This window comes from Eubacterium sp. AM05-23, assembly GCF_003477535.1.
Lineage (GTDB): Bacteria > Bacillota > Clostridia > Eubacteriales > Eubacteriaceae > Eubacterium > Eubacterium maltosivorans.
Genome location: NZ_QUDF01000006.1, coordinates 210,374 through 231,378, shown reverse-complemented (window position 1 = coordinate 231,378; position 21,005 = coordinate 210,374). Strand labels below are relative to the sequence as shown.

General features: G+C 46.4%; 23 protein-coding genes. 20 read left to right on the top strand and 3 right to left on the bottom strand.

Annotation, left to right across the window (positions count from 1 at the left end; genetic code table 11):
* Positions 1-33 precede the first annotated feature (33 nt).
* The 14 genes from jag (at position 34) to rpsR (ending at position 11,555) form a co-directional block, all read left to right on the top strand.
* A complete protein-coding gene (jag, locus tag DW091_RS10390; protein WP_038353309.1) occupies positions 34-660 on the top strand; it encodes an RNA-binding cell elongation regulator Jag/EloR in 627 nt (208 codons plus the stop codon).
* Positions 661-840: 180 nt separating this feature from the next.
* On the top strand, positions 841-2,217 hold the full coding sequence (gene mnmE, locus DW091_RS10385) for a tRNA uridine-5-carboxymethylaminomethyl(34) synthesis GTPase MnmE (RefSeq protein WP_058696310.1): 1,377 nt from the start codon (positions 841-843) through the stop codon (positions 2,215-2,217).
* A gap of 9 nt (positions 2,218-2,226) precedes the next feature.
* Positions 2,227-4,128 carry a tRNA uridine-5-carboxymethylaminomethyl(34) synthesis enzyme MnmG gene (gene mnmG / locus DW091_RS10380; protein ID WP_118518106.1) on the top strand — a complete coding sequence of 634 codons (1,902 nt, stop codon included), beginning with the start codon at positions 2,227-2,229 and terminating at the stop codon, positions 4,126-4,128.
* Entirely contained in the window at positions 4,121-4,840 is a 720-nt protein-coding gene (gene rsmG / locus DW091_RS10375) for a 16S rRNA (guanine(527)-N(7))-methyltransferase RsmG (protein WP_074616395.1), read from the top strand. Before mnmG ends, rsmG begins: the two co-directional genes overlap by 8 nt.
* A gap of 50 nt (positions 4,841-4,890) precedes the next feature.
* Positions 4,891-5,700, top strand: coding sequence for a ParB/RepB/Spo0J family partition protein (locus DW091_RS10370; protein ID WP_074616396.1), 810 nt, complete (start codon positions 4,891-4,893; stop codon positions 5,698-5,700).
* 146 nt (positions 5,701-5,846) lie between these two features.
* Positions 5,847-6,647, top strand: a complete 801-nt coding sequence (locus tag DW091_RS10365) for an AAA family ATPase (RefSeq protein ID WP_082669426.1) — start codon at positions 5,847-5,849, stop codon at positions 6,645-6,647.
* 3 nt (positions 6,648-6,650) lie between these two features.
* Complete coding sequence (locus DW091_RS10360; RefSeq protein ID WP_118518105.1) at positions 6,651-7,550, top strand: ParB/RepB/Spo0J family partition protein; 900 nt, start codon at positions 6,651-6,653, stop codon at positions 7,548-7,550.
* On the top strand, positions 7,537-8,613 hold the full coding sequence (locus DW091_RS10355; RefSeq protein ID WP_074616398.1) for a hypothetical protein: 1,077 nt from the start codon (positions 7,537-7,539) through the stop codon (positions 8,611-8,613). The genes DW091_RS10360 and DW091_RS10355 overlap by 14 nt, the downstream gene beginning before the upstream one ends.
* 2 nt (positions 8,614-8,615) lie before the next feature.
* The gene (locus DW091_RS10350) at positions 8,616-9,266 is read left to right on the top strand and encodes a CvpA family protein (protein WP_058696304.1); all 651 of its coding nucleotides are present in this window, start codon (positions 8,616-8,618) and stop codon (positions 9,264-9,266) included.
* 12 nt (positions 9,267-9,278) lie between these two features.
* On the top strand, positions 9,279-10,160 hold the full coding sequence (locus tag DW091_RS10345; RefSeq protein WP_118518104.1) for a mechanosensitive ion channel family protein: 882 nt from the start codon (positions 9,279-9,281) through the stop codon (positions 10,158-10,160).
* A gap of 12 nt (positions 10,161-10,172) precedes the next feature.
* Positions 10,173-10,376, top strand: coding sequence for a DUF951 domain-containing protein (locus tag DW091_RS10340; protein WP_058696302.1), 204 nt, complete (start codon positions 10,173-10,175; stop codon positions 10,374-10,376).
* A 171-nt stretch (positions 10,377-10,547) separates the two neighbouring features.
* On the top strand, positions 10,548-10,835 hold the full coding sequence (rpsF, locus tag DW091_RS10335; protein WP_013382826.1) for a 30S ribosomal protein S6: 288 nt from the start codon (positions 10,548-10,550) through the stop codon (positions 10,833-10,835).
* 10 nt (positions 10,836-10,845) lie between these two features.
* The gene (gene ssb / locus DW091_RS10330; protein ID WP_013382825.1) at positions 10,846-11,310 is read left to right on the top strand and encodes a single-stranded DNA-binding protein; all 465 of its coding nucleotides are present in this window, start codon (positions 10,846-10,848) and stop codon (positions 11,308-11,310) included.
* A gap of 17 nt (positions 11,311-11,327) precedes the next feature.
* Positions 11,328-11,555, top strand: coding sequence for a 30S ribosomal protein S18 (gene rpsR, locus DW091_RS10325; protein WP_013382824.1), 228 nt, complete (start codon positions 11,328-11,330; stop codon positions 11,553-11,555).
* A gap of 42 nt (positions 11,556-11,597) precedes the next feature.
* Here the strand turns inward: rpsR and DW091_RS10320 are convergent, their stop codons facing one another.
* Together DW091_RS10320 and DW091_RS10315 are read right to left on the bottom strand one after the other, a co-directional pair.
* Positions 11,598-11,867: an acylphosphatase gene (locus DW091_RS10320; RefSeq protein WP_074616402.1), complete on the bottom strand. Its 270-nt coding sequence runs from the start codon at positions 11,865-11,867 to the stop codon at positions 11,598-11,600.
* Positions 11,868-11,877: 10 nt separating this feature from the next.
* Complete coding sequence (locus tag DW091_RS10315; protein ID WP_118518103.1) at positions 11,878-13,296, bottom strand: PLP-dependent aminotransferase family protein; 1,419 nt, start codon at positions 13,294-13,296, stop codon at positions 11,878-11,880.
* A gap of 125 nt (positions 13,297-13,421) precedes the next feature.
* On the opposite strand from DW091_RS10315, the gene pdxS reads away from it, so the two are divergent.
* Together pdxS and pdxT are read left to right on the top strand one after the other, a co-directional pair.
* On the top strand, positions 13,422-14,294 hold the full coding sequence (pdxS, locus tag DW091_RS10310) for a pyridoxal 5'-phosphate synthase lyase subunit PdxS (RefSeq protein ID WP_118518102.1): 873 nt from the start codon (positions 13,422-13,424) through the stop codon (positions 14,292-14,294).
* Positions 14,275-14,910, top strand: a complete 636-nt coding sequence (pdxT, locus tag DW091_RS10305) for a pyridoxal 5'-phosphate synthase glutaminase subunit PdxT (RefSeq protein WP_074616405.1) — start codon at positions 14,275-14,277, stop codon at positions 14,908-14,910. Before pdxS ends, pdxT begins: the two co-directional genes overlap by 20 nt.
* A 29-nt stretch (positions 14,911-14,939) precedes the next feature.
* On the opposite strand, the gene hslO is transcribed toward pdxT, so the two are convergent.
* Positions 14,940-15,845: an Hsp33 family molecular chaperone HslO gene (gene hslO, locus DW091_RS10300; RefSeq protein ID WP_058696297.1), complete on the bottom strand. Its 906-nt coding sequence runs from the start codon at positions 15,843-15,845 to the stop codon at positions 14,940-14,942.
* 282 nt (positions 15,846-16,127) lie between these two features.
* Here hslO and DW091_RS10295 point away from each other — a divergent pair, with 282 nt between their 5' ends.
* Genes DW091_RS10295 through dnaB form a run of 4 tightly spaced genes read left to right on the top strand, consistent with a single transcriptional unit; the run spans position 16,128 to position 20,916 of the window.
* On the top strand, positions 16,128-17,096 hold the full coding sequence (locus tag DW091_RS10295; protein ID WP_074616406.1) for a DUF2232 domain-containing protein: 969 nt from the start codon (positions 16,128-16,130) through the stop codon (positions 17,094-17,096).
* Positions 17,093-19,072 (top strand): DHH family phosphoesterase, encoded by a 1,980-nt coding sequence (locus DW091_RS10290; RefSeq protein ID WP_058696295.1) that lies wholly within the window; start codon positions 17,093-17,095, stop codon positions 19,070-19,072. Before DW091_RS10295 ends, DW091_RS10290 begins: the two co-directional genes overlap by 4 nt.
* Entirely contained in the window at positions 19,069-19,518 is a 450-nt protein-coding gene (rplI, locus tag DW091_RS10285) for a 50S ribosomal protein L9 (protein ID WP_118518101.1), read from the top strand. Before DW091_RS10290 ends, rplI begins: the two co-directional genes overlap by 4 nt.
* A gap of 57 nt (positions 19,519-19,575) precedes the next feature.
* Positions 19,576-20,916: a replicative DNA helicase gene (gene dnaB, locus DW091_RS10280; protein ID WP_058696293.1), complete on the top strand. Its 1,341-nt coding sequence runs from the start codon at positions 19,576-19,578 to the stop codon at positions 20,914-20,916.
* The last annotated feature ends 89 nt before the right edge of the window (positions 20,917-21,005 follow it).

Here is a 21,005-nt window from a genome sequence, read left to right as displayed (position 1 = left end):
CCGGAGTCAGGATATCTGCTAAGGAGAAGAATCATGAATAAAATGGTAGTTGGTAAAGGAAAAACCATTGAAGATGCCATTAATGCAGGTTTAAAAGAATTGGGCGTAACGCTGGACGAGGTGGAAACCAACGTCGTTCAGGTACCGGAATCCGGCGTTTTTGGTATTTTTGGAAAAAAGGAAGCGGTTGTCGAGGTCACTGTTTTAAACAATGCAGGCAAAAAGGCGGAGGTTTTTCTGGGCGAAATGCTGGATGCCATGAATATTCCCTGTACCATCACCTCACATTTGGAAGACGATGTGCTTCATGTTGAGCTTGAGGGAAAGGATATGGGCATTTTGATTGGCCGTCGAGGCCAGACACTGGATTCTCTTCAGTATCTGGTAAGCCTGGTGGTCAACCGTTCTGGTGAAAAGTATATCCGCGTGGTTCTGGATACGGAAAATTACCGCAGCAAGCGCCAGAAAACTTTGGAAGCGCTGGCTGAAAAAATGGCCTCAAAAGCTGTGCGTTACGGAAAGAAAATGTCACTGGAGCCCATGAATCCGTCTGAAAGACGAATCATCCACGCAAAGCTTCAGAACAGCGATAAGGTTTTTACCTTCAGCGAGGGTGATGAGCCTTACCGCCATGTCGTTATTCAGCTAAAGGATAAGTAAGGTATGCTTGTCCTGTTATAGGTTTATTTAAAAAACTATGCTATAATGTTAGGGAAAAACACTTTGATTCTCATAGAATTAAAGTGTTTTTTCTGAATTAAGACCCTCATTAGCCATTACCAATGAACAATTTTTGAAATTATTTATTGTTAATTGTTAAAATGAGTAAAGGAAATAAAAATGAACGAAGCATTATTAAATGAAGATACCATCGCAGCGGTTGCCACTGGGCTTGGCGGTGCGGGCATTGGCATTATACGCGTCAGCGGACCGGAAGCGGTGTCCATTGTCACCCGGCTTTTTGTAAATCATGCTGGTAAAACTGTGGAGGACGCAGAATCGCACAAGCTGCTTTACGGCAATATCCTTGAGCCTGAGAATGGAAAGATCATCGACGAGGTTCTGGTCTCAAAAATGAAAGGCCCCTTTTCCTACACCGCCGAGGATGTGGTGGAGATCAACTGCCACGGGGGCATTGTGTCGCTAAAAAAAATTTTGGACGCGGTTATCCGATCAGGCGCGCGTCTGGCAGAGCCGGGTGAGTTTACCAAGCGCGCCTTTTTAAACGGACGGCTGGATTTAGCCCAGGCCGAAGCCGTCATGGATATTATTTCGGCCAAAACTGAAAAGAGCCTGGAGTATTCCGTTGGTCAGCTTGAAGGAAAGCTTTCGCAGCGTCTGGACGCCATCGACGCATTGCTCATTGATGTCATGGCAAATGTGGAGGCCAACATAGATTATCCAGAATACGATATTGAGGAGGTGACCACCGCCTATCTGAATGACCACATCCATCAGGCCATGGACATGGTGGATGCGCTGCTCAAAGCGTCCGAGACCGGAAAAATCTATCGCGAGGGGATTACCACTGCGATTCTTGGAGAGCCCAATGTTGGAAAGTCCTCCCTGCTCAATACGCTTTTGATGGAAAACAAAGCCATTGTTACAGAGATTCCTGGAACAACCCGGGATATTATTGAGGAATATATCAATATCGGCGGCATTCCATTTAAAATTATCGACACCGCCGGTATCCGTGAGACGGATAACCTGGTTGAGCAGATCGGTGTGGAAAAATCGCGCCAGCTCATTAAAAATACGAATCTGGTGCTGTTTATGACAGACCTCAGCCGTCCCTTCTCCGATGAGGAAAAAACGCTTATCGAGGAGCTGGACCCGTCAAAAACCCTTTTTATCGCCAATAAAACAGACAGTAGGATAGAGGGCCGGGATATTCCTGAAGGGTGGCTGCCGCTGTCCTTAAAAGAAGATGAGGGCATCGAGGTGCTCAAGGATAAGATGCTCGAAATGGTTATGGGCGGTTCTGTGGATCAGGAGGCAGATTATATCGTCAATAATGTGCGTCACGTCCATCTGCTGGAGGAGGCCATGACCTGTCTTAAAAACGCTCTTGTAACCATCGATATGGGAATGCCGCTTGAGCTTGTCTCTATTGATATCAAGGACGGGCTTGAAAAGATCCGTGAAATTACCGGACGTTCGGTAGGTTCGGATATTGTCAATCAGATATTCAAGAATTTTTGTATTGGAAAGTAGAGGAATACCATGAACTATCAGGGAGGAAGCTTTGACGTGGTTGTCATCGGCGCCGGACACGCCGGCGCCGAAGCAGCTCTGGCGGCTGCGCGTCTGGGCTTTGAAACCTTATTATTAACCATCAATCTGGATTCTGTTGCCATGATGCCCTGCAACCCATCCATCGGCGGAACGGGTAAAGGGCATCTTGTACGTGAGATCGATGCTCTGGGCGGCGAGATGGGTAAAAATATTGACGCTACCATGATCCAGTGCCGGATGCTGAACACAGGTAAAGGTCCGGCAGTCCATTCTTTACGGGCGCAGGCGGATAAAAAGGCTTATCAGTTCCGGATGAAGGAAGTGATCGAGAATCAAGAGCATCTGCTGTTAAAGCAGCAGGAGGCTACCCGTATTATTGTGGAAGACGGAAGCATTACCGGAGTAGAGGTGCAGACCGGAGCCGTTTATCAATGCAAGGCCTGCGTGATCTGTACCGGTACTTACCTTAAAGGGAAGATTTTTATTGGAGAGGTTCAGTACGACGGCGGACCAAACGGTCTTTTTCCTGCCATGCAGCTGTCAGACAGTCTTCTTAAACAGGGCATTGAACTGCAGCGTTTTAAAACAGGCACGCCTGCCAGAGTAGACGGAAAAACTGTGGATTACTCTAAAATGCAGATTCAGAACGGTGATGAAAAAATCGTTCCGTTTTCCTTTGAGACGGAGAAAATTGAAATTGACCAGGTACCCTGCTACCTGACCTACACCAACGAGGAAACCCACCGGATTATCAATGAAAATATGGAGCGCTCTCCGCTGTATACTGGGGATGTCGTCGGGGTCGGTCCGCGCTACTGCCCGTCCATTGAGACCAAGGTTATGCGTTTTGCCGATAAACCCAAGCATCAGATTTTTATGGAGCCTGAGGGGCTGAACACCAGCGAGGTTTATGTGCAGGGCATGTCCTCCTGCCTTCCTGAGGATGTTCAGATCGCTCTTTACCGCACGGTCCCTGGAATGGAGAATGTCGAGTTTATGCGTTCAGCTTACGCCATCGAGTATGATTGTATCTATCCCACCCGGTTAAAGGCCAGCCTGGAATCTAAAGATATTAAAGGTCTTTTCTTCGGGGGGCAGATTAACGGGACGTCCGGTTATGAGGAAGCTGCGGCCCAGGGACTTATCGCCGGTGTTAATGCTGTGCGCGCCATCGAGGGAAAGGAGCCGGTTATTCTTGACCGCTCGCAGGCATATATTGGCGTTTTGATTGACGATATTATCACCAAGGGAACAGAAGAGCCCTACCGCATGATGACTTCCCGCTCAGAGTATCGATTGCTTTTACGTCAGGATAATGCTGACTTGCGGTTAACACCCATTGGCTATGAGATTGGACTGATCTCAGATGAACGCTATTCGGCATTTTTGCAAAAAAAAGCAGCGGTTGAGCGGGAAAAGGAAAGGTTAACCCAGTTAACTATTAAACCCGGTGAACATACAAACAAGGTACTCGAAGGTATTGGAAGTTCACCCATTAAAAGCGGCGTAACCCTGGCAGAGCTTATCCGCCGCCCAGAGGTGGGATATGCCAATACCGCCGAGCTTGACCCTGAGCGTCCGGTTCTTTCTGACGCTGTGTGCGAGCAGGTAGAAGTCCAGATTAAATATGACGGTTACATAAAAAAACAAATTGCCCAGGTCGAGCAGTTTAAGAAAATGGAAAAAAAGCTCATACCAGAAAATATTGACTATAGCGGCATCGGCGGGCTTCGACTTGAAGCGGTTGAAAAGCTGACAGACATTCAGCCAAAATCCATGGGACAGGCTTCACGTATTTCTGGCGTATCCCCGGCGGATTTATCGGTCCTGCTCATTTATCTGGAACAAAACCGAAGACAGGCGCCGGCAGAGGGAGATAAAAATGAATAATGTTGAAAAGCTGATCGCTGCCGGTGAAAAATGCGGAATTGACATTGACGAAACGCAAAGCCGTCTGATGGTCCTTTATATGGAAAAACTGCTCGTTATGAATGAAAAGATCAATGTCACACGGATTACGGATGAGGATGAGTTTATTGAAAAACATCTAATCGACTCGCTCACCTGTCTTCGATTTATTCACCACGATGCGAAATCAATTTTAGATGTAGGCACTGGCGGTGGTTTTCCAGGAGTGCCCCTTGCGATTATGCTTCCAGAAGCGGAAATCACCATGATGGACGCTACGGGTAAGAAGCTGAAGCTCATTGAAAATATCTGTGCCGAGATAGGAATAAGAAACGTGGAATTTCTTCACGGCAGAGCGGAGGAATTTGGAAGAGATCCTGCCTACCGGGAAAGCTATGACTGTATTGTGTCCCGGGCGGTGGCGAACCTATGTTTGCTTTCGGAGCTGTGTCTGCCATTGGTGAAAAAGGGAGGCCAGTTTATTGCCCTTAAAGGAAAAAACTACCTGGATGAGATGGATGATGGAGAAAAGGCGATTAAGGTCCTTGGCGGAAAAATAACCGGAATAGAATCCTGTTTGTTACTGCAAAGCGACTTGGTTCATGTTATAATATTAATTGACAAAGTTAAAATCACACCGGAGAAGTTTCCCAGATCCTTTGGTAAAATTAAAAAGGAACCTTTTCCGGGTTAAGATGTTTCACGTGAAACATGTCATATGAAACACATGTAGGAGATAATCAAATGAAGAGTATTATTGAATCAAATGTTGAACAGATACCAGTTGATAAAATCCTTCCAAATCCAAATCAACCAAGAAAACATTTTGAGGATTCTGCTATTACCGAGCTGGCGGAATCCATTAAATCCTTTGGTATCATTCAGCCCATCCAGGTTCGGAAGATCAGTGATGAGTTTTATGAACTGGTTTCTGGTGAACGTCGGCTGAGAGCCAGCAAGGTAGCAGGGGAGGGAACCATCCCAGCCATCATTGTGGAAATGTCTGATCAGGATTCCGCTTTGATCGCGATTATGGAAAATGTTCAGCGTGAAGACCTGACTTATTTTGAGGAGGCTGAAAGCTACCGGCAGCTCATGGAATATTATAATTTAACGCAGGACCGCATTGCCGAGCTTCTTGGAAAATCCCAGTCCTTCGTCGCGAATAAAATTCGCCTTTTAAAGCTGGATCCATCCATTATCGATACATTGACTGAAAACAATTTGACAGAGCGGCACGCTCGAGCTCTTTTGAGAATCCCGGATACAGAGCTTCAGGAAGAAGTTTTAAAACAGGTCGTCAAAAAAGATATGACCGTCAAAAAAACCGAGGAATTGGTTGAGAAAATCCGTAAGGATGTCCTGACAAATAATTATGATGAAAAGCTGACGCCGGAAAAAAAGGCCAGGGTCAAATCTTTTATCAACGCTCAGATCTATATCAACACAATCAAGACTGCATTTAAGGCTGTTAAGGAAAGCCGTAACACGGCAGAGTATAAAGAAATCGAGCGGGAAGACTGCGTCGAAATAAAAATTATTATTCCGAAGTAGGGAGTAACAGAATTAAAAAACATTTTGCTTCTTCACGATGAAGAAGCATTTTTATGCAAAAAAATAATTAAGATACCAATAAAAAATGGACAAACCAGTCTGTTGTTTATTATAATATTAGAGTACAAACTGTGCCGAGATTATGTATGTTTCACGTGAAACATATTGGAAAGGACCCTGATATGGCAAAAACTATTGCGATTTTTAATCAAAAGGGTGGTGTCGGAAAGACAACGACAACCATGAATCTCACCACTGCGTTAAGCATGATGAATTATAAAGTACTGACCGTTGATACCGATCCCCAGGGGAATACAAGCAGTGGCTTCGGCATCAATAAAAATGAGCTGGAAAAAAGTATTTATGACGCGCTCATTGTCGGGGATGATCCCAAAGAGATTATCCTGACAACCTCGTACAAAAACCTTCACATCCTCCCATCTAATCTTGAACTGGCGGGAAGTGAAATTGAACTGACAAACATGAGTCAGCGTGAGCTGAGATTAAAACACAGCCTTGAGAGTGTTCAGGATTTTTATGATTTTATTTTCATTGACTGTCCGCCGTCCCTGGGGCTTTTAACCATCAATGCTCTGGCAGCCTCCGATTCAGTCTTGATACCGATCCAGTGTGAGTTCTATGCGCTGGAGGGGGTTGGTCAGCTGATGAATACCGTCGGGCTTGTAAAAAAAGGGCTAAACCCCAAGCTGGAAATTGAGGGCGTTTTAATGACCATGTACGACGGCCGTACCAATCTTTCGCTTCAGGTTGTGGATGAAGTAAAGGAATATTTCAAGGACAAAGTGTATAATACCTATATTCCCAGAAATGTCCGGCTGGCGGAAGCGCCGAGCTATGGTCAGACAATTTTTGAATATGCGATCAACTCAAAAGGTTCTCAGGCCTATTCAGAATTTTCACAAGAGTTTATAAAAAGGCAGGAATAGATCATGGCGAAAAGCAGAGGATTAGGAAAGGGTTTGAAGGCATTAATTCCCGATGAAAGCTTTATGAGCATTGACAACAGTGATGCTGATAATGCCGGAAAGCTGGTCTTTTTTCTCCAGATCAATAAGATAAGACCAAATGCCGACCAACCCCGTAAAAAATTTAATCGGGAAAAACTGGAAGAACTGGCCGCTTCCATTAAGGAGCATGGTATTCTTCAGCCATTGGTGGTAAGGCCGGAAAATAACGGCTATACCATTATTGCAGGGGAGCGCCGCTGGCGGGCAGCAACCATGGCTGGGCTGAAAGAGGTTCCGGTTATTGTGAAAGACCTGCCGGCAAAAGATGTTATGGAGCTTGCACTCATCGAAAATGTTCAGCGAGAGGATCTGAATGCTATCGAGGAAGCCGAGGCCTATGGCGCGCTTATGGAGCATTTCAATCTGACACAGGGTGAGATCGGTATCCGTATCGGTAAAAGCCGGGCGGCTATTACCAACACTATGCGGCTTTTGAATCTTCCGGATAAGGTGCGGCAAGAAGTTCTTGACGACCATATCAGTTCAGGCCATGCAAGAGCTCTTTTGTCACTGGAAGATCAGAAGCAGATGGAAGCACTGTGTGAAGAGATTATTGATAAAAAACTCAGCGTACGTGAAACCGAAAGAAAGGTGAAGCTGCTGAAGAATCCTCCGAAGGAGGAGAAGGTAAAGTCTGAAAAAAATCCGTATATTACCGCAGTGGAGGATGGATTAAAGCAGAAATTTGCCACCAAAGTAAAAATCTCCGGGAAAAAGGATAAAGGGAAGATCGAGATGGAGTACTATTCTACAGAAGATCTGAACCGTATTCTGGACCTTTTGGGATATGAAAATGACGGGAGTAATGATGAATCAGAATAATTATCACATTAAAAAAAGGATGAGCCCGATAGAGACAGCGCTGCTCGGCAACCTGATTTATATCGTGCTTGTTCTGATATTGAAAAATGTTCTAGATCTTATAGGAAATGATGGCAACTATAAGCTCTGGTTTGGCGCCATCGAGTTGGTGATAACAGCAGTTTACTGGATATTCCTGAACTGGTTTTTGTTCAGAAATCCGGCAAGTCACCAGGATGGGAGCTATGCAAAATACATATTTTTTAGTCTTCTGCCCATACTGGTCTTTACCATCGTATCCACTGTTGTGATTTACGCAGCGCCTGGAACAAACTTCACCAGCGCCTGGAATGAGTTCACCTTTCTGGTGGCACCGACGATTTTCTGGTATTTGCCCTATGGATTAATCTATCACTTTGTCGGCTCAGCCATTCCCATTATTGTGTACTTTGTTATCTGCCTGATACTGGTTGTTGTTTTCCAGAGTATTGGTATTGCCATGGGCTCAGGGAGACGTAAAAAGCTGCGCGAGCGTGCGGAAAGACGTGAAAAAGAAAAAGAACAGATCAGTGTTGAAAAGGTCATTGAGCCATATAATAAAAAAAGAAGACCCGCAGCCAGCCAGCAGGCAGCGCCGCAGAAACCAAAGAAAAAAGTACCGCCAAAGCAGCAGCCTAAAAAGGCTGACCCAAAAGATCCATTTGGCGATGACGATGATCAGCCGCAGATTATTTATACCGAAGCTTTTTCCGTCATAACCGATGAAATGCTTGAAGAAGCAGAACGGCGTAAGCGGGAAAATCTTGAGGACAAGATGGCTGATGCTGCTGGCCCTTCTGGAGAAACAGAAGAAATTCTGGATCATGTGGAAAAAGGCCTGATCGATGAAATTGATACTGAAGCAGTTAACCGCGCCATAGCTGAAACCCAAAGAGGCCTTAAGGCAGCGAAGCAGCCGGGAAGAGCGCCACGTGAAAAAGATAACGTGCTTGACAGAGAAAAATCAGAAACACAGGATATCACAGCAGAGCTGGAACATATCCGTAAGCTGATGTCTCAGAATGATAAAAACAAAAGGAAATAAATATGAATATGACAACTCTTGACATCATCTGCATTGTGCTGGTGATCGGGGTTGGAATGATCGGTTATATAAAAGGTGCAATAAATACGCTCATTGGTCTGGCGGGATTTATTGCATCTTTTGTCATAGCCAGGATTTTTTCAGCACCGGTAACAAACTGGCTGCTCAATGTAGAGCCTGTCAAAAATTTTATTAATGATGCCATCACTCAAAATGTCATAAACGCTGTGGGGCAGTATGGAAGTGAGGCGCTTACAAATCTTCAGGGAATCGCAGGACTTGACTTTTTGTCGGGCATTACCGACACATCGGCGCTGTCCGGCAGTGCGGCAGCCGCCCAGGCGGTTAATCAGGCACTTCAGCCGGTCATTTATCAGATTGCAAATGGATTTGTATTTCTGATTCTGCTGCTGTTGTGCAGCGCGGCCTTTGGCATTATCCGCCATATTGGAAAGGGAATGAACCGCGTGCCTGTTATCGGCACCGCCAATAGAGTGGCAGGGCTTGCCATTGGTCTGGTCATTGGACTGGTGATTGCTGTGATTGTGATCGCCGTCGTATTATATTATGGTATTTTTTCAGGGGACGTCGCCATTGTGCAGATGGTCAAGAATGGTGTCCTTACCGGGCCGATAGCATTGTATCTGCATTAGAAGGGAGGATTTATGGTATACGAAAATGTTGGAGATCTCTGGCAGCATTTGCTGAGTGGAATTGATCTGAGCGAGCTGACTGAAAAAATCATTTCGGTTGTCATCACGATTATTGTCTTTTTTATTCTCATCAAAGTCAGCAATGGGCTGGTCAATAAATTTTTTAATGAAAATAAGAAAAATATCACACCACAAGAGCGAAAAAGAGTACTTACCCTTAAAAAGGCTTTAAAGACGTTTTTAAGGACGGCATTGCTCTTGACGGAACTATTGACCGTTTTATCCTTTTTCACCGACGTAGGGGCCCTTCTCGCGGTTGCCGGAGTTGGAACTCTGGCCATTGGTTTCGGCGCCCAGGGCCTGGTGGAAGATGTCATGAGCGGTTTTGTCATTATTTTTGAAAACCAGTTTTCTGTGGGCGATTATGTGACCATCGATAATGACCACTACGGGGTGGTGGAAACCATCGGCGTCCGGACAACGGCGATTCGGGAAATGGATGGCGGTCTGTTTATTATCCACAACGGAAAAATTGACCGGCTCATTAACCACTCTAAGGGAACCATCAAGGCTGTGGTGGACGTCGGAGTTGCCTATGAAGAAAATATTGATTATGTAATCTCTGTTCTCCGGGAAATCTGTGAGGAAGTTTATAACGCCAACGAAACATTGTTTGTCGGGAAGCCAGAGGTACTGGGTGTGACCCGGATGGACCCATCGTCCATGAATATCCGCATCATTGCTGACGAGGACGCGGCCAGAAAGGTAAAGGCGGAAACTGCGCTCAGAAAACGCATTAAGGAAGTTTTTGACGAGAAGGGAATCGAGATCCCTTATGGCAAATACGTTGTCTATTCCAATGGACAGTCTAAGCCGCAAATTATGGAAAAATAGAAAGGAGCCTGTATGGAAAACAGGGAATATGGCCTCGGGGATATTGTGGAGCTGAAGAAAAAACACCCCTGTGGCAGCTATAACTGGAAAATTCTTCGCATGGGAGGAGAAATCAAGTTAAAATGTACAGGCTGTGAGCACATGGTTACTGTGCCGCGGTCCAAGTTTAATAAGATGATTAAAAAAGTTGTTGAACACAACGGGGATGATCAATAGCAGACGCATAAACTGGTATAGCCAAGACTGTATCTTTTATCTGGAGGAAATTCTGAGCAAATTCTTTTTTAAAAAAGAGTTTGCTTTTTTTTACTTTTATGATATACTATTGAACTGTACCCTTGCGCATTGCAGAAGCGGTGCGCCATAGTCCACAAGGAGGTGAATGAAATGAGAGCTTACGAAACAGTATTTGTTTTACAACCTGAATTAGAAAAGGAAGTTACAGATTCCTGGATTGAGAAGGTTAAAGGCGCCATTGCAGCAGCAGGTGAAGTTGGAACTGTTGATGAATGGGGTAAAAGAAAGTTAGCTTACGAAATCGACAAAAAGTATACCGAAGGTTACTATGTTGTGATTGAATTCAAAGCTGAACAGTCTGTATTAGACAGCCTTGACTACTTATTCAAGATGAATGAAGAGTTCATCAGAAGCATCATCGTTAAAAAAGAAAAATAGAGGTTAAACCGTGAATAAAGTAATTTTAGTAGGAAGATTAGCAAGAGACCCTGAACTGCGCACAACCAATACCGGAAAATCAGTAGCGACTTTTTCTTTAGCTGTTGACAGACGGTTCAAACAGGAAGGTCAGCCAACCGCAGACTTTTTCAATATTGTTGCATGGGGAAGACAGGCTGAAGTCATTTGCCAGTATCTTGGCAAGGGCAGACAAATCGCTCTGACCGGAAGATTACAGTCCCGTTCCTACGACGCTCAGGATGGCTCTAAACGTTACGTGACAGAGGTTGTTCTGGAAGAATTTGATTTTATCGGTAGCAAAAATGATGGCGGCGGAAGCGGTTATAATGATAATTTTGGTGGCGGCTACAATCAGGCGCCGGCAAAAGCAGCACCGCAGCCAGCCAATAATATGCCTTTAGATTTCGATGACGATTTCCATTTGATGGCAGACGATGACGAAGTACCTTTTTAAGATAGGAGGATAAAACAATGCCAAAACCGTTTAAAAGAAGAAGAAAAGTATGCGAATTCTGTGAAAGACATGAAACAGAAGTCGATTATAAAGATGTGGCTACGTTAAAGAAATACATTTCTGAACGTGGCAAAATCTTACCAAGAAGAGCTACTGGAACCTGCGCAAAACATCAGCGTAAGGTAACCGAAGCTGTTAAACGTGCACGTAATATTGCATTATTACCATACACATCTAACAACTAAAAAGCATAAAAAACACCAGAATCTTTAGATTCCGGTGTTTTTTTAATACTTTATTTTAAATTTGCCATCCACTCCCAGAGCGATGGGTTTCATGGAATAGTCATCCACACGTATAAAATGGTTGCCTTTTCGGACAGCGACCATAAACTTATGAATCAGAGCTTCCTCACCCTGGACTTCCATATCCACCATTCCGTTGTCCAAATTGCGGACCCAGCCAGTCAGGCCATAACCAGCTGCAATGGACTGGACAAAATACCGGAAGCCGACGCCCTGAACACGGCCCTCAACAATGATATAATAACGCTTCATAGTTTTCTCCTCAGTAAATCGCGCTCCAGGCATGACCTAAAAGCGCCACAGCATTCTCGATTTCTTCTTCAGTAAAGCTGGCGTAGCCCAAGACGATGACGTTACGGGGCATTTTAATATCTGACTCAATATAATATTCTGACAGTCCGTAGACCCGGATACCTGCAGCCTTTGCCCGTTCGACAAGGGCTTCCTCAGTACAGGGCGGATCAAATTTCAACAGCAGATGAAGCCCAGCGTTTTCACCGGAGATTTCTATTTTATCCGCCATGGGCAGCCTGCGGATACATTCCAGCATTTTATTCCGCCGCACCTTGTAAATTTTACGCATCCGGCTTAAATGACGCTCAAAATGGCCGTCCTCCATAAACTGGTGCAGGGTATGCTGCTCAAAGCGGGCAACAGTGGAGGAGTAAAAGGAAAAATCCTCACAGTAGCTGTGGAGCAGCCGCTCGGGCAGAATCATGTATGAGATACGCATGGAGGGTGCGAGACTCCGGGTAAAGGTGTTAAAATAAATGACCTTATCCGCGGTGTCAAGCCCCTGCAGGGCAGGAATGGGGCGGCCGTTAAAACGAAACTCGCTGTCATAGTCATCCTCGAGGATATAGCGCTCCGGAGACTCCAGCGCCCATTTCAGCAGCGCCATGCGCCGGCCCACAGGCATGACAATGCCCAATGGAAACTGGTGAGACGGCGTAAGATGGAGAATATCCGCACCGGAATTTTTCAGGCTTTCCATGGACACGCCGTCGTCATCCAGGGAAATAAGGCTCACGTCTGCGCCGTTACTTTTAATAACCTTGTAAACCTTGTTGTAATTGGGATTTTCCACCGCGTAGCGGCTTTTCCGTCCGAGAAGCTGCACTGCAAGGCCCAGCAGGTATTCCGACCCGGCGCCGATGATGATCTGCTCCGGCGTGCAGTTGACCCCGCGGTACTGGTGCACATAGTCCGCGATGGCCTTTCTCAAGGGATAATACCCCCGGGGATCGACGGCCCTCAGCAGATTGCGGTTGCGGTTGTGGAGGATTTCCCGCGAGATTTTTGCCCAGGTGGGAAAGGGAAAGAAGTTGGCGTCAACGGTATTGGTTTTAAAGTCATAAAGCCACTGCTTACGCTTGGGCTTTTCGCCTGAGCGGGCCGCCGCCTCGGGAGGATTTTCGGGCATATCGGGCAGCAGATCCTCCAAAACCGCCACGTAGTAGCCGCTCTTGGGCTTAGAGATAATATAACCCTCTGCAGACAGCTGCTCATAGGCTGTGGCCACAGTATTCTGGCTGATTTTCAGGTGGGCGGCCAGCTTTCTTTTTGAGGTCAGTTTTTCACCGGGCTGCAGCCTGCCGGTTTCGATTTCCTTCCGGATAAAGCTGTATAGCTGCTGATACAGTGGAATTTCGTGGTCGGGATTCAGAATAAAGGTCAGCATAATTCTCCAATCTGATACTATTAATTATTTTAAATCTGGTTATTGCGCAGGAGTCAGTTCTTAACTATAATAATACCCAAGCTTACAGATATCTGTCAATAAAAAATATAAATTGGAGAAAAATCATGTCAAATGAATTAAATAAAAATCTGGCTCAAATGTTTAAAGGCGGGGTGATCATGGATGTCACCACACCGGAGGAGGCGAAAATCGCCCAGGAATGCGGGGCGGTAGCGGTTATGGCGCTGGAGCGGGTTCCGTCAGACATCCGAAAGGAAGGCGGCGTCGCCAGAATGAGCGACCCGAAGATGATTAAGGAAATCCAGGAGGCAGTGACCATTCCGGTTATGGCGAAGGTGCGGATCGGCCATATCGCTGAGGCGCAGATCCTTGAATCGTTGGGAATCGACTATATCGACGAGAGTGAAGTCCTGACGCCTGCGGATGAAAGCTTTCACATTGACAAAACCGCCTTCAAGGTTCCCTTTGTCTGCGGCGCGAGAAATCTCGGCGAGGCGTTGCGCCGTATCGGGGAAGGCGCTTCCATGATCCGTACAAAGGGTGAGGCAGGCACTGGCAACGTCGTCGAGGCTGTGCGCCATATGCGGACCATTCAGGCGGATATGCGCCAGGTGGCCGGCATGCGCAAAGAGGAGCTGATGGCCTATGCCAAGGAAATCGGGGCGCCGTACAATCTGGTGTGTGAAGTCCACGAAAGCGGCAGGCTGCCTGTGGTTAATTTTTCCGCCGGCGGTATCGCGACACCGGCAGACGCAGCCCTTATGATGCAGCTGGGCAGCGAGGGTGTTTTTGTGGGGTCAGGTATTTTCAAGTCAGAGAATCCCGAGAAGGTTGGAAAGGCCATTGTCAAGGCAACGGCCTATTACAATGATCCGGAAATTCTGGCAGAGGTCAGCGAGGGTCTTGGAAAAGCCATGTCCGGCATCGATTTGAAAGATCTGACCGAGGAAGATCGCTATGCAGGCCGGGGCTGGTAAAGGCCCGAGCGTCGGGGTTCTGGCGCTTCAAGGCTCAGTGGAGGAGCATCTGGAGTGCCTGGGCCGTCTGGGCGTGCGGGGCATACCGGTAAAACGAAAAACGGAAATCGCGTCTGTGGACGGTATGATCCTGCCTGGAGGCGAGAGCACGACCATCGGTAAGCTTCTGCGGGACTTTGGCCTCATGGAGCCGCTGAAAGACCGTATTCTGAATGGCATGCCGGTCTGGGGGACCTGTGCGGGGCTTATTCTGCTGGCAAGGCATATACTGGGAGAAAAGCCGTATCTGGACGTCATGGACATCACCGTCAGACGTAATGCCTATGGACGGCAGATTGACAGCTTTAAGCGTTATGAAACCATTCCGGCCTTTGGCCAGGCGCCGATGCCGATGGTTTTTATCCGGGCGCCCTACATAGAGTCTGTAGGAGGCGGCACAGAGGCGCTGTGTGAGCTGGAGGGGCATATTGTAGCTGCCCGACAGGAAAATATGCTGGCAACCGCCTTTCACCCTGAGCTGACTGAGGACGCGGGAGTGTACCGCTATTTTCTGAAGATGGTTGAAGAGGCCGGAAACCAAGGTTTCATTCCGGTATCCACTAAAAAAACGAACTGAGTTTTCAGTTCGTTTTTTTAGTGCTTTTATTATTCTGCGTCCACGACCTTAAATTTCTGCATTTTTTTCTTTGTTACCATCTGAAGCAGGATCTGCAGATCCTCTGGAGTAAAATAGTAATGTTTGCCGCAAAAATCACAGTTGACCTCAATGGTCTTGCCGTCGTCGATCATTTCCTGCAGGTCTTTTTCACCGACACTGATGAGGGCTTTGGTGACACGTTCTCTCGAACAGTCACATTTGAACTGGGTGGGCAGACGGTCAATGATGTTTACGCCGAATTCGCCCAGTATAATTTCCAGAATTTCTTCGGGAGTCTGGCCCTTTTCCAGAAGTGTGGTGACGGATTCGGCCTGGCTTAATTTTTTCTCAAGCTGGTCGATGATTTCGTCAGAGGTATAAGGCATGAGCTGGATGATAAAACCGCCAGCCTGGTTGACCTCTGTCTCTTCCTTTAAGGTAAGACCAAGTGCCACAGAGGTTGGAATCTGCTCAGAAAAGGCATAGTAATAGGTTAAATCCTCAGCAATTTCGCCGGTTACCAACGGTGAGGTGCCCACATAAGGTTCCTTTAAGCCAATATCCTTAATAATACTTAAATTTCCATTTCCAATCACCTTTTCCGTTTCAAGCGGGTTTTCACTTTTCACCTGAGGTTCAAAGACGAATCCCTTGACATCGGCCTTGCTGTTGGCAGTGACAGTAATACCGCCAATGGGGCCGTCACTTTTAATCTGCAGGGTCAGTACCTCATCATCGTTTTTCATCATGCTTCCCATTAAGCTGCCGGCTGTCAGCAGGCGGCCGAGTGCCACAGTGGCAGCAGGGGAAGTATTGTGTATTTTATGCGCATGGGCACATAGCTCCCGTGTCGTCGCGGCATATGCGCGAATCTGTCCGTCGGCAGCTGTGGCTCTTACAATATAATCAGACATTGTTTCTCCTTTCAGTTATCCACTTAAAAATAGTTTAACATTTCGTAAAAGATTCTTCAATTAAATGCTGATATTATTTATACCACAAAATCATAAAGATAAAAAGAATGTTGCAAAAATGTTGTGAAATTTATAGAAATGTGTTCATTAAGCCGGGAATGTGGTATAATATCTAGGTTCATTTTAGTCTTTTTAAGGACGACAGGTATTTTAAAACTAATTCAAGGTGTATCGTGTATAATAAAAGTGGATATATATGCCTTGAAAAGGAAGGTATGAAAAATGAAAACTAAGGCCATAACAGAGGGTGCAATGCTGTGCGCATTGGCGGTAATCATCGCTCTGTTTTCTTCTTATGTTCCCTTTTTACTGCTGCTTTTTTTTCTGATTCCAGTACCGATGGTGATACTGGCGGAAAAACAGGGCTTTAGGGTAACACTTATCGCGGGCCTGGCGGCAACGCTGATTCTATTTATGTTTATGGACCCGCTTACAGCCGGGGGCTATGGTATCTATATGATTTTTGTGGGCTGTAGTCTTGGGTATATGTATTACAAGCGTAAAGATGGTTTTCTTAAACTTGCTGTCGCTTATGCGGGGATTTTTGCAGCGATCATTCTGATCATTATTTTGCTGCAGGTCCTGACGGGACAGAATTTTGTCGCAATGCTTACAGAAACCATTGATACCTCATCGGCGCAGGTAATGGACGTTTACCGTTCTCTGGGCGCGTTTCCGGAGGATCAGCTGAGCTTGTTGCAAACAGCCGTTGACCAGATGAAGGAGACCATGAAAATGGTCATTCCGCTGGCGTTTTTGATTTCGCCATTCTTTATTGCCTGGGCGAATGTGTTAATTTCTGACACGATCCTGAAACGGATGCGTCTGCCGGTAAAAACCCTTCCGCAGCTCAGTAAATGGCGTCTGCCGAGATCCTTTAAAAATTTTCTCATTATGGTGGTCATTGTCCTTTTAGTCATTGATCTGGCACATATTGATACGATTCCGGCCGTCTACACCTATACACTGATGATGATTATCTATCTTCTGTATTTTTTAATGGGGATATCCTTTGTGTACTGGCTGATAAACCGCAAGCGGGCGAAGGAATCCATGGGCCTGAAGATTCTGATCGTCGTACTTTGTCTGTTTATACCGTATATTTCCTATATCATTTCTTTTGTAGGCGTTGCGGATATTTACATTGATGTACGAAAATTTATAGAAAATCGAGATGGTACAAACATATGAAAGAGAAGCAATCAATCGCGTCGAAACTCTATCTGGTGATTTTTCTGCTGTCGCTGATTCTCCTGTTCTACAATATCCCGCTTGGGTGTCTGGGCGTTCTGCTCTGCGGTATCTGCTTCTGGCGTGACAGCCAGGAGGAAAAGCAGTCCAATCTGCGTCTTCAGAAAGCCATTGAGACTATTTATGGCGATATCGATCGTTTAAACCAGGAGCGGATGTATGAGCTGCCGATTGCCCTGGTCATTGTCAATGAAGACGGACAAATCTGCTGGTATAACCAGTATTTTGATCGGAATTTTAAAAAGAAGGATACGGCGGCCAATTTTTTTGGAAAAAAAATTCAGGAAGAGCTTGGGATTGATCTGGAAACCCTGCTCAGGGAAAAGGAACAGGAATTCAACCACAAAGATACAGACTATACCATTGTGTCAAACAGCTTCAGCGATGGAGATGAAACACTGATCCTGTTACACTTTTTCGATGTCACCATTCAGAAAAAACAGCAGGAAATCTATAAAGAAAACGAACCGGTTTTCTGTTATATTTTAATCGACAACTACGATGATATCATCGAGCAGCTCCCCAGCCACGAGCGGTCTGCGGTTCTGAGCCAGATTGACCTGAAGATCAACGAATGGGCCAAGACGGTCGGAGCGGTGATTATTCAATATGAAAATGACCACTATTTAATGATTTTTGAAAAAGAAAAACTCAGGGCCATGGAGGAAGAGCGTTTCCGTATTCTCGATGAAATCCGGGAGACAGAAACGGAAGAAAAATCCCAGGTAACCCTGAGTATCGGTATTGGTGTGTCTGATGAGCCACTGGCCATTCGTGAAGCCGACGAGCTTTCCCACGCGGCGCTGGACATTGCCCTTGCCCGCGGCGGCGATCAGGCCGTTGTCAGGCAGGATGAAAAGATGGCTTTTTATGGCGGAACCACCGAAGCCACGGAGAAACGGACCAAGGTTAAGGCAAGGGTTAAGGCCCACGGCCTCAGAGAACTTATCCGGGAATCCGATAATGTTCTGATTATGGGGCATCAGACGCCGGATATGGATTGTCTGGGCGCCGCAGTCGGTCTTCTGGGCGCCTGCAAGGCCCTCAATAAAACCGGTAAGATTGTTATCAAGGAGATTAACTACAGTATCAAGGAGCTGTTCCAGTATCTCATGGAAAACGACGAGTACCGGGAATCCTTTATCAAGCCAAAGGAAGCGGAGGACTACATTACGCCCAATACCCTGCTGATCATCGTGGATACCCAGAACGCCAATTATCTGGAGGTTCCAGAGCTGATCGAAGAAATCGAAAAGATTGTGGTTATCGACCACCACCGGCGTTCAGGAAAGTTCATCGAAAAGACGGTGCTCAATTACACCGAGGCCTATGCCTCCTCGACCTGTGAATTGATCACCGAACTGCTCCAGTACCTTGATGAAAAGGAAAGCATGAACGAAACCGAGGCCAATGCCCTCATGGCAGGTATGTGCATGGACACAAAGATGTTCACCTTTAAAACAGGGGTGCGGACCTTTGAGGCAGCCTCCTATCTCCGTCGTAAAGGCGCGGATACCATTATTGCTAAAACCATGCTTCAGGATGACCTCGCAACCTATTCCACCCGGTCAGAAGCGGTGCGGAACGCGAAAATCTATTTTGACAGCATCGCGATTTCCCAGTTGGAAAACGAATCGGAATATGCTAAGATCATCGCTGCCCAGGCAGCGGACGAGCTGTTAAATATCAAGGGGATCAATGCATCTTTCATCCTCTTAAAGAGTGGCAGCGGGCTGGTTATCAGCGGCCGTTCCATGGGTGAGGTTAACGTTCAGCTGATCCTCGAAAAAATGGGCGGCGGCGGTCATCTGGCCATCGCGGGTGCCCAGCTTCCGGATATCAATGATCTGGATGTCGGAAAACAGATGTTACTTGACGCTATAGAAGAATATATGAAAGAGAGAGAAGAAAAATGAAAGTAGTGTTATTAGAAGATGTTCAAAATGTCGGCAAAGCCGGCGAAATTGTCAATGTTAAGGATGGCTATGGCCGTAACTTTTTAATCAAAACCAATAAAGGCCTTCCGGGAACAAAGGAAAATATTGCTAAGGCAGAGGAAGCTCAGGCTCTGAAAAAACAGCAGATGGAAGAAGAACGCCAGGCTGCTGTGGCTATGGCCAAGGTCATTGACGATACGACCGTCACCATCGCTGAAAAAGCAGGGGAAGACGGAAAGCTTTTCGGCTCTGTCACAAGCAAGGATATTGCGGAGGCCCTGGAAGCTCAGAAAGAGATCAAAGTGGATAAACGCAAGATCGCTTTAAACGCACCGGTCAGAAATGTCGGACGCATTGAGGTGAAGGTTAAAACCTATGCCGGCGTTGAGGGCAACCTGACAGTGGTGGTTGAAGCCGCAAAATAAATTTGGAAATCCGTGCCAATTTCCTGGGAAATTTTTTAAAAAAGGAGGTGAAATCAGGTGATTAACCCGAAGACTCCGCCCCACAACCTTGAAGCAGAGCAGTCGGTGCTCGGAGCGATTTTGCTGGAAGAATCCAATATCGCCAGAGCCGAGGAGCTGCTGTCGCCGGATGATTTTTACAGCACAGCCAATGCCAGAATATTTGAATGTATGCTGGCACTGCATGATGAAAGACGGCCCATTGATACCGTAACCCTGATCAATATGCTTAAAAACCGGGGCGTTCTTGAAGAAATCGGAGGACCGGCCTATATCGCGGGATTGGTTGACCAGGTCCCCATGTACACGAATTATGAGGAATACTGTAAAATTGTTCAGGAAAAATCGGTTATACGAAACCTGATTGACACCGCCACAGAAATCCTCAATGAAAGCTACGGCCAGTATGACGATGTGGAATCCGTCATCGAAAGCGCAGAGCAGAGTATTTTTAAGGTTTCACAGGGGAAAAAACGTGGAGATTTTGAGCCCATAAGCGAGACCCTTGGTGAAACCCTGATGCAGATTGAGACGATCCAGCAGAACCAGGGTAATCTGACTGGTCTGACCACTGGCTTTTCAGAGCTTGATCTTTATACCTCCGGTCTGCAGAGGTCTGACCTGATCTTCGTGGCGGCGCGCCCCTCCATGGGTAAAACGGCCTTTGCCTTAAACCTGGCCCAGAACGCTGCCCTGAAAGAAAATGCAGCGGTCGCTATTTTCAGTCTTGAAATGTCTAAAGCCCAGCTGGTACAGCGTATGCTCTGTGCGGAATCTCTGGTCGACAGTAACAAGATCCGTACAGGAGAGCTTTCACCGGAGGACTGGGAGAGCATCTCTCTTGGCTACAGCCATTTATACAATACCAATATCTTTATTGACGATACTCCGGGGGTGACATTGTCAGAGGTAAGGTCAAAATGCCGCCGCCTCAAGACAGAAAAAGGACTGGACTTGATTCTTATCGACTACCTGCAGCTTATGAGCGGCAGGGGAAAGGCGGAAAACAGGCAGAATGAAATTTCGGAGATCTCTCGAGGTCTGAAGGGCCTTGCCCGTGAAATGGACTGTCCGCTGATCTGTCTCTCACAGCTCAGTCGTGCGCCAGATGCGAGGACAGACCATCATCCCATGCTCGCCGACCTCCGTGAGTCTGGCTCCATTGAGCAGGATGCGGATGTGGTTATGTTTTTATACCGTGATTATTACTATAACAAGGAATCTGAGCCACACATTGCCGAGCTGGATATCGCTAAACAGCGTAACGGCCCGACCGGCCGCCTGAAGCTTGCGTGGCTGCCTGAATATACTAAATTTAATGATCCCGCCCCTGATTTCTACGAGGACCCGGGATACTGACGCTGAATCCAAATTTGCTATCGGCAAATTTGGTAGCGAACAGGAGCGTAAGCGGGTGAACGATAATGAAGCTAACGCAGATGATGAGG